General features: G+C 71.5%; 10 protein-coding genes. 5 read left to right on the top strand and 5 right to left on the bottom strand.

Features of this window, described 5'->3' with window-relative positions; genetic code table 11:
• Positions 1-13 precede the first annotated feature (13 nt).
• From AC060L_RS28670 to AC060L_RS28655, 4 genes are all read right to left on the bottom strand, one after another.
• Entirely contained in the window at positions 14-1,171 is a 1,158-nt protein-coding gene (locus AC060L_RS28670) for a hypothetical protein (RefSeq protein ID WP_483801853.1), read from the bottom strand.
• A 48-nt stretch (positions 1,172-1,219) separates the two neighbouring features.
• Positions 1,220-1,951 (bottom strand): ABC transporter ATP-binding protein, encoded by a 732-nt coding sequence (locus tag AC060L_RS28665; RefSeq protein ID WP_483801852.1) that lies wholly within the window; start codon positions 1,949-1,951, stop codon positions 1,220-1,222.
• A gap of 300 nt (positions 1,952-2,251) precedes the next feature.
• Positions 2,252-3,646: an aspartate aminotransferase family protein gene (locus AC060L_RS28660; protein WP_483801851.1), complete on the bottom strand. Its 1,395-nt coding sequence runs from the start codon at positions 3,644-3,646 to the stop codon at positions 2,252-2,254.
• The gene (locus AC060L_RS28655; protein ID WP_110669795.1) at positions 3,643-4,116 is read right to left on the bottom strand and encodes an Lrp/AsnC family transcriptional regulator; all 474 of its coding nucleotides are present in this window, start codon (positions 4,114-4,116) and stop codon (positions 3,643-3,645) included. The genes AC060L_RS28660 and AC060L_RS28655 overlap by 4 nt, the downstream gene beginning before the upstream one ends.
• Before the next feature lie 268 nt (positions 4,117-4,384).
• Between AC060L_RS28655 and AC060L_RS28650 the strand changes: the two genes are divergently transcribed.
• The gene (locus tag AC060L_RS28650) at positions 4,385-5,878 is read left to right on the top strand and encodes a gamma-aminobutyraldehyde dehydrogenase (protein WP_483801920.1); all 1,494 of its coding nucleotides are present in this window, start codon (positions 4,385-4,387) and stop codon (positions 5,876-5,878) included.
• A 176-nt stretch (positions 5,879-6,054) separates the two neighbouring features.
• Positions 6,055-7,413: an aminotransferase class III-fold pyridoxal phosphate-dependent enzyme gene (locus tag AC060L_RS28645; protein WP_483801850.1), complete on the top strand. Its 1,359-nt coding sequence runs from the start codon at positions 6,055-6,057 to the stop codon at positions 7,411-7,413.
• Between the two features lie 59 nt (positions 7,414-7,472).
• Here AC060L_RS28645 and AC060L_RS28640 read toward each other — a convergent pair whose 3' ends face one another.
• Complete coding sequence (locus tag AC060L_RS28640; RefSeq protein WP_483801849.1) at positions 7,473-9,113, bottom strand: PucR family transcriptional regulator; 1,641 nt, start codon at positions 9,111-9,113, stop codon at positions 7,473-7,475.
• 225 nt (positions 9,114-9,338) lie between these two features.
• Here AC060L_RS28640 and AC060L_RS28635 point away from each other — a divergent pair, with 225 nt between their 5' ends.
• From AC060L_RS28635 to AC060L_RS28625, 3 genes are all read left to right on the top strand, one after another.
• On the top strand, positions 9,339-10,868 hold the full coding sequence (locus AC060L_RS28635) for a gamma-aminobutyraldehyde dehydrogenase (protein WP_483801848.1): 1,530 nt from the start codon (positions 9,339-9,341) through the stop codon (positions 10,866-10,868).
• Positions 10,869-10,982: 114 nt separating this feature from the next.
• Complete coding sequence (locus AC060L_RS28630) at positions 10,983-11,468, top strand: hypothetical protein (protein ID WP_483801847.1); 486 nt, start codon at positions 10,983-10,985, stop codon at positions 11,466-11,468.
• 149 nt (positions 11,469-11,617) lie between these two features.
• Positions 11,618-13,171: a CoA-acylating methylmalonate-semialdehyde dehydrogenase gene (locus tag AC060L_RS28625; RefSeq protein WP_483801846.1), complete on the top strand. Its 1,554-nt coding sequence runs from the start codon at positions 11,618-11,620 to the stop codon at positions 13,169-13,171.
• Positions 13,172-13,708 lie beyond the last annotated feature (537 nt).

Below are 13,708 nucleotides of genomic sequence, written 5' to 3'. Positions count from 1 at the left end.
GCCGCCGCGAACCTCAGGCGAGGATCGCGGCGGCCAGCGCGGCCGTCCAGCAGCCGATGACCAGCACGACGGTGCCGCCCACCGCCCAGCGGAGCAGGGCGGCACCGAAGAGCAGCCGCGGTGACGCACCGAGCTGCAGCAGCGTCCCGGTGACGGACCGTCGGGTCGCCCGGACCTCGGCCAACCGGGCGATCACCGCCGCCACCACGCAGCCGGTGATCAGCAGCGCCTCGGCGGCCGGCAGCGGCCCGGTGCCGTCGGCACCCGGAGCCACCCAGTGCCGCACCGAGGTCAGCACCACCGCGAGCGTGAAGGCCAGGACCGCGAGCGGCGCGCTCAGCCGACGGGCCGCGCCGGTCAGCCCGCGCCCGGCCAGCAGCCGGCGGGCGCTCGGCCGGCCGAGCGCCAGCAGCCGGCCGGCGAAGGCGAGCAGCGGCCCCGTCAGCAGTGCCAGGCCGACCGCTGCGGCCGCCCAGCCGCCGAGCAGCGTGGCGCTGGTCCGGCCGAGGTCGGCCGGCAGTCCGAGCGGCCGCGGGTCCTCGGCGGCGGCCGGGCGCAGCGCGTACAACTCGGTCAGCGTGCCGCCGACGGTCAGCAGCAGGGCCGTGACGGTGTGCACCAGCCCGAAGCGCCTGGACCGGATCGGGGCGTCGACGCCGGGCAGCGACTCCCGTACCGGCACCGCGACGGCGGCGGAGAAGCCGGCGGTCAGCGGCAGCAGGGCCAGCAGTGCGACCGGCGCGGCCGGCGGCAGCCGCACTCCCATGCCCAGCTCGGGAGCGAGCCCCGGGCCTGCGATGTTGTTGCGCAGCACCAAGAAGGCGAGCAGCGAGAGCAGGCCGCCCAGTGCGCAGGCCAGCGCGATCTCGCCGGCGATCAGCAGCCGGATCCGGGTCGGACCGGCGCCGGCGGCGGTCAGTCCGGCCATCCGCTCCGGCCGCTGGTCGGGCAGCGCCCGGGCGGCGACCGCCGCGAACCAGGCGACCGCGAGCAGCGGCGGCAGGCACCAGAGCAGCCGTTCGATGGCGCTCGCGCCGCCGGGCGGGTCGCTCAGTGCGCGGCCGAGCGCCCGCAGCAGGAAGGCGGCGACCACGGCGGCCGCGGTCGCGGTGAGCAGCCAGCGGCCCAGGTCGAGCACCCGGTAGCCCCTGACCAGGCGGAGATAGAACACCTGGGTTTTCCTTCACTCGTCCTGCGTGGCTCGGTCGGTGCGGCTGGGTCAGTGCGCGGTCGGGACCGGCGCCGGAGCCGGGCGGCGGACCGGACTGGCCGGCGCCGGGGTGCGTCCGTCGACCAGGGCGACCGTCCGGTCGGCGTACCGGGCGAGCTCGGGGTCGTGGGTGGCGAGCACCAGGGTGAGCTGGTGCGAGCGGGCGGCGCTGGTCAGTATCCGCAGCACCTGGTCCTGCGCCTCGCGGTGCAGCGGCGCGGTCGGGTCGTCTGCGAAGACCACCCGGGGCAGCGGCGCCAGCGCGCGGGCCACTGCGATCCGCTGGCGCTGGCTCTGGACCAGCTCGGCCGGCCGGCGCTTGGCGCAGTCGGTCACGTCCAGGCGCTCCAGCCAGTCGTCGGCCGCGCCGTACGCGGTTTTGTGGCCGGCGCCGGCCAGCAGCAGCGGCAGCGCGACGTTCTCCCGGGCGGTCAGTTCCGGGACCAGCTGCGGTTCGGAGCCGACGAAGCCGAACCGGTCGCGGCGCAGCCGTTCCCGGCCGGCCCGGCTCAGCGTGTGCACGGGGGAGCTGTTGAACCAGACCTCGCCGGAGTCCACCGGCAGCAGCGCGGAGAGGCAGCCGATCAGGGTGGACTTGCCGGAGCCGCGCGGCCCGGTGATGGCGAGCACCTCGCCCTCGCGGATGCCGATCGAGACGTCGCGCAGGGCCGGGGTGCCCTGGTGGGACTTGACGATCCCCCGGGCCCACAGCACGTCGTTGTCGGGCGGGGCCGCTGACATGGAGTTCCTCCGCCGGTCCTGGGAAGGTGGCTCTGCACGGATGCAGGGGGATGACAGTCGCCAGATTAGAACGACCCGGCCTGGTTGCGGTTGCGGCACACGGTACGTAGCCGGGTTAAACCCGGACGAATGATCAAAAGAACAGTACGAAAATGCGCCGAAGGGCGGTCCCGTCGGCCCTGAGGAGGAGGCCGAGCGGGACCGCCCTTCGGCGGAGGGTTGCTCTGAGCTCGGAGAACTCGGCGAGCTCGGAGAACTCGGGAAGTTCCGGAGCTCAGAGCGGGAGGTGGGTCAGAGAGCTCAGATCTTCGCCCACGCGTCGGTGAGGCTGACCCGCAGGATCTGCTCGATCTCGTCGAAGGTCGACTGGTCGGAGATCAGCGGCGGGGCCAGCTGGATGACCGGGTCGCCACGGTCGTCGGCGCGGCAGTACAGGCCGTTGTCGAAGAGCGCCTTCGACAGGAAGCCGTAGAGCACGCGCTCCACCTCGTCGTCGTTGAACGACTCCTTGGTGACCTTGTCCTTGACGAGCTCGATGCCGTAGAAGTACCCGTTGCCGCGCACGTCGCCGACGATCGGCAGGTCGCGCAGCTTGTCCAGGGTGCCCAGGAAGTTGGCCTCGTTGTCGAGGACCTTCTGGTTGAGGCCCTCGCGCTCGAAGATGTCGAGGTTGGCCAGCGCGACCGCCGAGGAGACCGGGTGGCCGCCGAAGGTGTAGCCGTGCAGGAAGGTGTTGTCACCCTTGTAGAACGGCTCGGCCAGGCGGTCCGAGATGATGGTGGCGCCGATCGGGGAGTAGCCCGAGGTCATGCCCTTGGCGCAGGTGATCATGTCGGGCTGGTAGCCGAACTTGTCGGCGCCGAACATGGTGCCCAGGCGGCCGAAGGCGCAGATGACCTCGTCCGAGACGAGCAGCACGTCGTGCCGGTCGCAGATCTCGCGCAGCCGCTGGAAGTACCCGGGCGGCGGCGGGAAGCAGCCACCGGCGTTCTGCACCGGCTCGACGAAGACGGCGGCGACGGTGTCGGCGCCCTCGTTGAGGATGGCCACCTCGATCTCGTCGGCGCACCAGCGGCCGTACGCCTCGGGGTCGACGGTGCCGTCGGGGCCCTGGAGGAACGCGGGGGCGCGGTAGATGTTGGTGTTCGGCGCCTTGTGGGTGCCCGGCACCAGCGGCTCGAACGGGGCCTTCAGCCCCGGCAGGCCGGTGATGGACAGGGCGCCCTGCGGGGTGCCGTGGTACGCGACGGCGCGCGAGATGACCTTGTACTTGGTCGGCTTGCCGGTCAGCTTGAAGTACTGCTTGGCGAGCTTCCAGGCGGTCTCGACGGCCTCGCCGCCACCGGTGGAGAAGAAGACCTTGTTCAGGTCGCCCGGCGCGTAGTTGGCCAGCCGCTCGGCCAGCTCGACGGCCTTCGGGTGGGCGTAGCTCCAGACCGGGAAGAAGGCGAGCTCCTTGGCCTGCTTGGCAGCGGCCTCGGCCAGCTCCTCGCGGCCGTGGCCGGCCTGCACCACGAACAGGCCGGCGAGGCCGTCGAGGTACTTCTTGCCGTTGGAGTCCCAGATGTAGGTGCCCTCACCCTTGACGATGGTGGGGACGGGGGACTTCTCGTACGACGACATGCGGGTGAAGTGCATCCACAGGTGGTCGTACGCGGTCTTCGAAAGGTCCTTCGGTGCCGGGTCGGCGCTCATCGGGTGCCCCAGGTGTAGGTCTGTTTCCGGAGCTTCAGGTAAACGAAGCTCTCGGTCCTCCGCACGCCGGGAAGCGCACGGATTCGCTTGTTGATCATTTCCAGCAGGTGCTCGTCGTCCTCGCACACCAGCTCGGCCAGCAGGTCGAACGAGCCCGCGGTGCAGACCACGTAGTCGACCTCGTCCATGGCGGCCAGCGCGTCGGCGATCGGCTCGATGTCACCTTCGGCCGTGATGCCGACCATCGCCTGTCGGGTGAACCCGACGGTGAGCGGGTCGGTGACGGCGACGATCTGCATCACGCCCTGATCGAGCAGCTTCTGGACCCGCTGCCGGACGGCGGCCTCGGAGAGGCCGACGGCCTTGCCGATGGTCGCGTACGCGCGGCGGCCGTCCTCCTGCAGCTGCTCGATGATCGCCTTGGAGACGGAGTCGAGGGGAACGCTGCTGTTCCGGTCGCGGTTGGCCACGCGGCCACTGTGCCCGATCGGACGACTGTTCGCAAGTGTCAGGGCTGCTGATTTCGTCGCGATGATCGGAATTCGGTACGGATTTCATTGCATCCAGTGCAGGGCTCTGCCGATACCGGCAAGAATGCGGCTACTCTGACGAGGTCACGCGCGCGCGTCCCCCCGGGGCGTACGCTCCCCACCAGTGGACCGTCTCGGGCCCCACCCGGCCACCCGGCGTCACCCGACGCCCGGCCGGACCACCCACCCGGACCACTCGCACAGCCCCATGACGGATCGGCCGCCCCCGCGCCGACCGCTACCCGAGGAGAGAGTCGTGAGCGACCTTCGTACGCTGCGCAACTACATCAACGGCGAGTTCGTCGATGCGGCGGACGGCCGCACGCTGGAGGTCGTCGACCCGACCACCGGGCAGGCTTACGCGACCTCCCCGCTCTCCGGTGCGGCCGATGTCGACGCCGCCATGGCCGCTGCCGCCGCCGCCTTCGAGACCTGGCGCGACGCGACCCCGTCCACCCGGCAGAAGCTGCTGCTGAAGATCGCCGACGCCGTCGAGGCGCGGGCCGACGACCTGGTCGAGGCCGAGTGTCGCAACACCGGCAAGCCGCGCGGGCTGACCAAGTCGGAGGAGATCGGCCCGATGGCCGACCAGATCCGCTTCTTCGCCGGTGCCGCCCGCCTGCTGGAGGGCAAGGCCGCCGGTGAGTACATGGACGGGATGACCTCGATCATCCGCCGCGAGCCGGTCGGCGTCTGCGCCCAGGTCGCGCCCTGGAACTACCCGATGATGATGGCCGTCTGGAAGTTCGCCCCGGCGATCGCGGCCGGCAACGCCGTGGTGCTCAAGCCCTCCGACACCACGCCCGCCTCCACCGTGCTGCTCGCCGAGATCATCGGCGGCATCCTCGCGGAGCTGGAGCTGCCGGCCGGCATCCTCAACGTGATCTGCGGCGACCGCGAGACCGGCCGCCTGATGGTCGAGCACCGGACCCCGGCGATGGCCTCGATCACCGGTTCGGTCCGCGCCGGCATCCAGGTGGCCGGCAGCGCCGCCAAGGACGTCAAGCGGGTGCACCTGGAGCTCGGCGGCAAGGCGCCGGTCGTGGTCTTCGAGGACGCCGACATCGCCGAGGCGGTCGAGGGCATCTCGGTGGCCGGCTTCTTCAACGCCGGTCAGGACTGCACCGCCGCCACCCGCGTGCTGGTGCACGAGTCGATCCACGACGCCTTCGTCACCGCGCTGGCCAAGGCCGCCGCCGAGACCAAGACGGGCGGGGTAGACGACGAGGACGTGCTCTACGGCCCGCTGAACAACGCCAACCAGCTCGCCCAGGTGACCGGCTTCATCGAGCGGCTGCCCGCGCACGCGAAGGTCGAGACCGGTGGCCACCGGGTCGGCGAGATCGGCTACTTCTACGCCCCGACCGTGGTCTCCGGCCTGAAGCAGGACGACGAGATCATCCAGAACGAGGTCTTCGGCCCGGTCATCACCGTGCAGAAGTTCACCGACGAGGACCAGGCCGTCGGCTACGCCAACGGTGTGGAGTTCGCGCTGGCCTCGTCCGTCTGGACCAAGGACCACGCCCGTGCGATGCGGATGTCCCGCCGCCTCGACTTCGGCTGCGTCTGGATCAACACGCACATCCCGCTGGTCGCCGAGATGCCGCACGGCGGCTTCAAGAAGTCGGGCTACGGCAAGGACCTCTCCTCCTACGGCTTCGAGGACTACACCCGGATCAAGCACGTCATGACCGCGATCTGATCCGTTGTGGATCCTGAGCTGTAGGTCTGATCCGTGGATCTGATCTGTTGAATCGCACGAGCGGGCCCGGGTGCACCCCGGGTCCGCTCGTGGCTTTCCACCCTGTCGGCCCGGACGGTGACCGCCTGACAAGATGCCGCTCCACGGCGCCGGGCGTCTTGCCTACGCTGGCGGACATGAGCATCCCCACTGCCGATCCCGCCGCCGGGCAGGCCGTCAAGGCCGCCGACCGCGCGCACGTCTTCCACTCGTGGTCCGCCCAGGCCCTGATCGACCCCCTCGCGGTGGCCGGCGCCGAGGGCTCGTACTTCTGGGACTACGAGGGCAACCGCTTCCTCGACTTCTCCTCCCAGCTGGTGAACACCAACATCGGCCACCAGCACCCCAAGGTGGTCGCCGCGATCCAGGAGCAGGCCGGCAAGCTCTGCACGCTCGCGCCCGGCTTCGCGGTCGAGGCGCGCAGCGAGGCGGCCCGGCTGATCGCCGAGCGCACCCCCGGCGACCTGGACAAGATCTTCTTCACCAACGGCGGCGCCGAGGCCGTCGAGAACGCCGTCCGGATGGCGCGGCTGCACACCGGCCGGCAGAAGGTCATGGCCGCCTACCGCTCGTACCACGGCGCCACCGCCAACGCGATCGCGCTCACCGGCGACCCGCGCCGCTGGGCCAACGAGACCGGCACCTCCGGCGTGGTGCACTTCTGGGGGCCGCACCTGTACCGCTCCGCCTTCCACGCGGAGAACGAGGCGCAGGAGTGCGAGCGCGCGCTCGCCCACCTGGAGCAGACGATCGCGTTCGAGGGCCCGCAGACCGTCGCGGCGATCATCCTGGAGACCGTGGTCGGCACCGCCGGCATCCTGGTGCCGCCGGCCGGTTACCTGGCCGGCGTCCGGGAGATCTGCGACCGCTACGGCATCGTCTTCATCCTGGACGAGGTGATGGCCGGCTTCGGCCGCACCGGCGAGTGGTTCGCCGCCGACCACTGGGGCGTCGTCCCCGACCTGCTCACCTTCGCCAAGGGCGTCAACTCCGGCTACGTCCCGCTGGGCGGCGTCGCGATCAACGCGGAGATCGCCGCGACCTTCGCCGAGCGGCCGTTCCCCGGCGGCCTCACCTACTCGGGCCACCCGCTGGCCTGCGCCTCGGCCGTCGCGACCATCAACGCGATGGCCGACGAGGGCATCGTGGCGAACGCCAAGCTGATCGGCGACACCGTGCTCGGCCCCGGGCTGCGCGAACTGGCCGAGCGGCACCCGTCGATCGGCGAGGTGCGCGGGCTCGGCGTCTTCTGGGCGCTGGACCTGGTCCGCGACCGGGAGACCCGCGAGCCGCTGGTCCCGTACAACGCGGCCGGCGCGGCGAACGCGCCGATGGCCGAGCTGGCGGCGGCCTGCAAGAAGCGCGGGCTCTGGCCGTTCACCAACATGAACCGGTTCCACGTGGTGCCGCCGTGCACCGTGACGCCGGAGGAGGCGCGGGCCGGCCTCGCCGTGCTGGACGAGGCGCTCACCGTGGTGGACGCGCACGTCGGCTGATGCGATGAACTGACTGCATGCCGGTCCGGGTCGGCCCAGGTCGGCCCGGGCCGACCTGCTCAGCGCCGGACGGCGTCCAGCGCGAGCAGCGCGACGTGCAGCGAGAGGCAGGACTCCACCTGGTCCAGATCGACCGCCAGGATCCGCTCCACCTTGTGCAGCCGGTCGTAGAAGCTCGGCCGCGACAGATGCGCAGCGTCTGCCGCGGCCGACTTGTTCCGTCCCTGCTCCAGATAGACCCGCAGCAGCTGCACCAACTGCGAGCCGTGCTCGGCGTCATGAGCCAGCAGCGGGCCCAACTCGCGCTCCACGTAGGTCTGCAGCCGGGCGTCGTCGCGCAGCAGGTGCAGCAGGCCGCGCAGGCGCACGTCCGGCAGCCGGTAGTACGAGGCGGCCCGCGCGCCGGGCGCGTCGTGCAGCGCGGCGTCCGCCACCTGGGTGGCCTCCATCAGCGTGCGCCGGGCGTCGCGCACCGAGCCGACCGACGAGCCGACGGCGATGACCGGCGCGCTCGGCTCCCTGCTGTCCGCCACCAGCCGCCGCAGCGCGGCCGCGAAGGCGTCCAGTGCGGCGTGCTCCTCCTGCTGCGAGCCGAGCGCGATCAGCAGACCGACGCCCTCGTCGTCCAGGGCGCCGACCAGCGCGGCGAGCCGGCAGCTGCGAGCCGCGGTGGCCGCCAGCTCGGTGAAGTCGCGCAGCCGGGCCTGGGCCTCCAGTGCGGCCGGCAGTGCCCCGCCGCGCCGGCGCAGCACCACACCGACCAGTCGGCGGCTCTCCAGCGGCACCCCCAGCGCCTGGGCGCGCAGCGCGACCTCGCTGACCGTCAGCGCATGGGTCAGGATGCCGGCGAGCAGCGTGCGGTGGGTCTGCCGCTCCAGGCTCTCCCGGTCGCGCACCAGCAGCCGGTTGAGCGCCAGCGTGGCCGCGCCGCGCTCCAGCAGCATCGCGCAGGGGTGCGCCTCCTCGTCCGGCAGCTCGCCCGGCTCGTTCACCAGCACCAGGCGCCCCCAGTCCTCGCCACGTGCCCCGACCGTCGTCACCAGCCAGCCGCTGCGCGGGTCGTATCCGGTACGGCCGGCCGAGCGGACCGCGCGCGAGCGGCGCTCCCAGTGCTCCAGCAGCTCGTCCTCGGTCCGGCCGGCCGGGTCGTGCGCGAGCACCTGGTGGCTCAGGTTCTCCAGGACCACCGGCGCGCCCGCCATCCGGGCGATCTGGCGCAGCACCTCGGCCGGCTCGGCGCCCTCCACCGCGAGCTCGTTGAAGACCTGGTGCACCACCTCGGACGCGCGCAGCTGCTCCAGCTGGGCGTTGACCACCAGCGCGTGCACCGCCTCGGTGACCGCGACGAAGCGCACCTCGCGGCGCAGCACGATCAGCGGCAGCCCACGCTGCTCGGCGGCGTGCACCAGGGCCCGCGGCAGCGTGTCGAAGTAGCGGCGGCCGAACTCCACGACCAGGCCGGCCACCCCGACCTCGGCCAGCTCGCGCACGTAGCGGGCCAGCCCCTCGCGGTCCTCGGGCAGCGCGATGCCGGTGGTCAGCACCAGCTCGCCGCCCCGCAGCATGCCGGCCACGTCCGGCAGCTCGCTGACGTGCACCCAGCGCACCGGACGCTCCAACCGCCCGGCCCCGGCCACTACCTGCGGCAGGCCGCGGCGCATCACTTCGAGGTCGAGCACGCGGGCGACGGTCGGCAGCACGGAGGGCCTCCTGGGCGGGTCAGCTGGGAGAACGTGGAACGGGGGAGCAAGGTGTCAGGTGAATCTCGCATCCCGCGAACGATCTGTCACCCGGTCCCAGCCCTGTCACCTTGTAAGGCTCTTCCCGGCTCGGCTGTCGGAGTGACCCTTGTCCGGCTCGTCGGGCAGCGGGCATCGTCGGCGGTTCCGAGCGGGTGGAATGGCCTTATGGAGGAGAACCGACCCATGGAACCCAGCGACTTGAGCAGTTTCGCCGACGGTGCCCAGTACATCGGCGGCCGGCTGCACGTCGGGACGGGCCTCGAGCCGTTCAGCGTGGTCAATCCCGCCGACGGCAGCACCGTCCAGCAGGTCCGGCTCGCCTCCACCGAGGACGTCGACGCGGCGGTCGCGGCCGCGACCGCCGCGCTGCCCGAGTGGTCGCGCGCCACGCCCGGCACCCGCTCCGAGGCACTGTTGCGGCTCAGCGCGATCCTGGCCGACCGGGCCGAGGAGTTCGCGCACGTGGAGACCGCGCAGACCGGCAAACCGATCAAGCTGTCCACCGAGTTCGACGTCCCCGGCACGATCGACAACGCCGCGTTCTTCGCCGGCGCCGCGCGCCACCTGGAGGGCAAGGCGGCCGGCGAGTACTCGGCCGACCACACGTCCTACGTCCGGCGCGAGGCGATCGGCGTGGTCGGCTCGATCTCGCCGTGGAACTACCCGCTGCAGATGGCCGCCTGGAAGATCCTGCCGGCCGTCGCCGCGGGCAACACCGTGGTGCTCAAGCCAGCCGAGCTCACGCCGCTGACCTCGCTGATGTTCGCCCGGGCCTGCACCGAGGCCGGTATCCCCGACGGCGTGGTCAACGTGGTGGTCGGTGCGGGGGCGACCGCCGGGGAGCGGCTGGTCAGCCACCCCGGCGTCGCGATGGTCTCGTTCACCGGCTCGACCGTGGTGGGAAAGCGGGTCGCGCGGCTGGCCGCCGAGACCGTCAAGCGGACCCACCTCGAACTCGGTGGCAAGGCGCCGTTCGTGGTCTTCGACGACGCGGACCTGGACGCCGCGGTGCACGGGGCGGTGGCCGCCTCGCTGATCAACAGCGGGCAGGACTGCACCGCGGCGACCCGCGCCTACGTGCAGCGCCCGCTCTACCAGGCCTTCGTGGCCGGTGTCGCCGAGCTCTACAACGGCGTCCGGCTCGGTGACCCGCGCAACCCGCAGACCGACCTCGGCCCGCTCGTCTCGCACGCCCAGCGCGACCGGGTGGCGGGCTTCGTCGAGCGCGCCCGCGGCTACGGCGCCACGATCGTCGCCGGCGGCGGCGCCCCGACCGTCGGTCACGACGGCACCGATCTGCGGCCCGGCGCGTACTACCGGCCCACCTTGATCACCGACGCCGCGCAGGACAGCGAGGTGGTGCAGGGCGAGATCTTCGGGCCGGTGCTCGTCGTGCTGCCGTTCGACAGCGACGACGAAGGGCTGCGGCTGGCCAACGACACGCCGTACGGACTGGCGGCCTCGGCGTGGACCGGGGGCGTGCACCGATCGCTGCGCGCCACCCGGGAGCTGGCGGCCGGGTGTGTCTGGGTCAACGACCACATCCCGATCATCAGCGAGATGCCGCACGGCGGATACAAGTCCTCCGGCTACGGCAAGGACATGTCGCAGTACTCGCTGGACGAGTACACCCAGGTCAAGCACGTCATGCTGGACACCACGGCGGTGGCCCGCAAGGACTGGCACCGCACCGTCTTCGGCGACCGGGGCTGAACCGGCCCGACACTGCTCGACACTTCACTCGACCACTTCTCGACCGAGTCGTGTAAGAATCCGCCCCCGCCGCGCTCTCCCTGACGACAGCCGAGCAGAGCGAGGGGCGGGGCCATGGACAGTACGGAACCAAGCGACGCGGTGGCCTGGCTGGCCGCCGCCGCATCCGATCCCGCGGCCTGCCGGCGGGTGTGGCGGCACAGCCCCCGGGCACTGGCGCTGCTGCAGGCCGGACGGCTCTGGGACGTGCTGGTCGTCCCGGGGCGGCTCGGCCTGCCGGCGCTGCGCCTGCTCACGGGCGCGCCGCCGACGGGCGGGCGGGGCAGGTTGCCCCGGTGCGGACCGGCGTTACTGGACCTCGGCGAGAACTCCGTCGGGTTCCTGGTGCCGATCGGGACCGCCGCCCGGTGGGTCGGTACCGGCGTGCGTGGTCTCGGGGAGGGCGCCGGGCTGATGGTTCCGCACCCGGCGGTGCGCGGTGGCCGCCTGCACTGGCTGCTGCCGCCGGACGGCTCGGGCCGGCTGACCGACCCGGTCTTCCTGGAGCTGGCGCTGCACGAGGCGGCCGGTGGGCTCGGCGGGCCGAGGGAGCACGACTGAGGGCGCTGAGGCGCATGCGGCCTGGCGGGGGACGGCACCCGGTACGGGGTGTAAGGCCGAACGGGCTATCCCCGTCAGTGTGCTCGTTGAGCAGCCGTGGCGTGGCGACCAGACTGGACGGCGAGCCCGTGATTTGGAGGCAGACCACCGTGAGCACGCCCACTGAACGCCAGAGCAGCACGGAGAAGCACGTCGTCCATTGGATCGACGGTGCGCCCGTACCCACCGCGGGCGTCGCGCCGCGCCGCGGGGACATCTACGACCCGGCCACCGGCCGGGTGTCCGGCCACGTCGACTTCGCCGAGATCACCGAGGTCGACCAGGCGGTCGCCGCCGCCTCCGCCGCCTTCGCCGAGTGGCGGCACGCCTCGATCGCCAAGCGCACGGCCGTGCTCTTCAACTTCCGGGAGCTGTTCAACGCCCGCAAGGACGAGCTGGCCGCGCTGATCGTCTCCGAGCACGGCAAGGTGCACTCGGACGCACTGGGCGAGCTGGCCCGCGGCCAGGAGGTGATCGAGTACGCGTGCGGCATCCCGCAGCTGATCAAGGGCGGGTTCACCGAGCAGGCCTCCACCGGGATCGACGTCTACTCGATCCGCCAGCCGCTCGGCCCGGTCGCGATCATCTCGCCGTTCAACTTCCCGGCCATGGTCCCGATGTGGTTCTTCCCCATCGCGATCGCGGCCGGCAACACCGTCGTCCTCAAGCCCTCGGAGAAGGACCCGTCGGCGGCCAACTTCATGGCGCAGCTGTGGAAGGAGGCCGGGCTGCCGGACGGTGTCTTCAACGTCGTGCACGGTGACAAGGTGGCGGTCGACCGGCTGCTGGAGCACCCGGACGTGAAGTCCGTCAGCTTCGTCGGCTCCACCCCGATCGCGCGCTACGTCTACGAGACCGGCACCCGGTACGGCAAGCGGGTGCAGGCGCTCGGTGGCGCCAAGAACCACATGCTGGTGCTCCCCGACGCCGACCTGGACCTGAGCGCGGACGCCGCGATCAACGCCGGCTTCGGCGCGGCCGGCGAGCGCTGCATGGCCGTCTCGGTGCTGGTGGCGGTGGACCCGATCGGCGACGAGCTGGTCGAGAAGATCAAGCAGCGGATGGCCCTGCTGAAGGTCGGCCCCGGCTGCAACGGGGACTCCGAGATGGGCCCGCTGGTGACCGGCCAGCACCGGGACAAGGTCACCTCCTACGTGGAGTCCGGCCTGGCCGACGGCGCGGAGCTGGCGGTGGACGGCCGAAAGCACGCGATCGCGGCGGAGGACGTCAACGGCGACGCGACGGCCGACGGCTTCTGGCTCGGCCCGACGCTCTTCGACCACGTGAAGCCCGGCATGTCCGTCTACAACGACGAGATCTTCGGGCCGGTGCTGTCGGTGGTCCGGGTCGCCTCCTACGCGGAGGGGGTGGCGCTGATCAACGCCAACCCGTACGGCAACGGGACGGCCATCTTCACCAATGACGGTGGTGCGGCGCGGCGCTTCCAGCACGAGGTGGAGGTCGGCATGGTCGGCATCAACGTGCCGATCCCGGTGCCGGTCGCCTACTACTCCTTCGGCGGCTGGAAGGCCTCGCTCTTCGGCGACACGCACGCGTACGGGCCGGACGGCGTTCAGTTCTTCACCCGGGGCAAGGCGGTCACCCAGCGCTGGCTCGACCCCTCGCACGGCGGGATCAACCTCGGGTTCCCGACCAACAGCTGAGTCGGCCCGCTGCCCGCTGCCCACTGGCTGCAACCCGCAGTCGAACGTCGTCGGCCGGCCCGCCCCCTGGAGGGGCTGGGCCGGCCGACGACGTTTGCATCTGCGGTGCGGGCAGCGTAGTGTTCCCTAGTCGCTCGGCTGGGAGCACCGGACACGCATCTGCGCGGACGGTCCCGGGGCGGCCACTCTCCCGAAACACCTCTCTCAGTACATCTGTGCTGGTCTATTCGCGCTGTTCCTTTATGGCTGCGCGCGGCCGGCCTGTTTTGTGCTGTGCCGGTATTTCGGTTGCGTGCGCGGACTTCGGTCGGATTCGCTTTTCGGAGCGGAGTTCAGCTAAAGTTCAACACGTCGGACAGGCCGTCAGGTCGGTTACGGCGAAGGCCACTTGAGGCCGAAACGGTGCGGAAGACCTGCTAAGGTCGGAAACACCGAGAGGGAGTCGGAAAAGCCACAACGGCGGATCTGATAAGCTCTACGAAGTAAGAACGAAGGGCCCGGAGGGACTGCGAGAGCAGCTCGAAGGAAGTCTCCGTT

Source organism: Kitasatospora sp. NEAU-69, from assembly GCF_057158765.1.
Note: the sequence above shows the minus strand (reverse complement) of the source record. Positions and strands in the feature narration are given on the sequence as shown.

Coding starts and splice junctions, on each gene's coding strand:
- AC060L_RS28665 (WP_483801852.1), bottom strand. CDS start 1,951: ATGTCAGCGGCCCCGCCCGACAACGACGTGCTGTGGGCCCGGGGGATC.
- AC060L_RS28630 (WP_483801847.1), top strand. CDS start 10,983: ATGGACAGTACGGAACCAAGCGACGCGGTGGCCTGGCTGGCCGCCGCC.
- AC060L_RS28660 (WP_483801851.1), bottom strand. CDS start 3,646: ATGAGCGCCGACCCGGCACCGAAGGACCTTTCGAAGACCGCGTACGAC.
- AC060L_RS28635 (WP_483801848.1), top strand. CDS start 9,339: ATGGAACCCAGCGACTTGAGCAGTTTCGCCGACGGTGCCCAGTACATC.
- AC060L_RS28650 (WP_483801920.1), top strand. CDS start 4,385: ATGACGGATCGGCCGCCCCCGCGCCGACCGCTACCCGAGGAGAGAGTC.
- AC060L_RS28645 (WP_483801850.1), top strand. CDS start 6,055: ATGAGCATCCCCACTGCCGATCCCGCCGCCGGGCAGGCCGTCAAGGCC.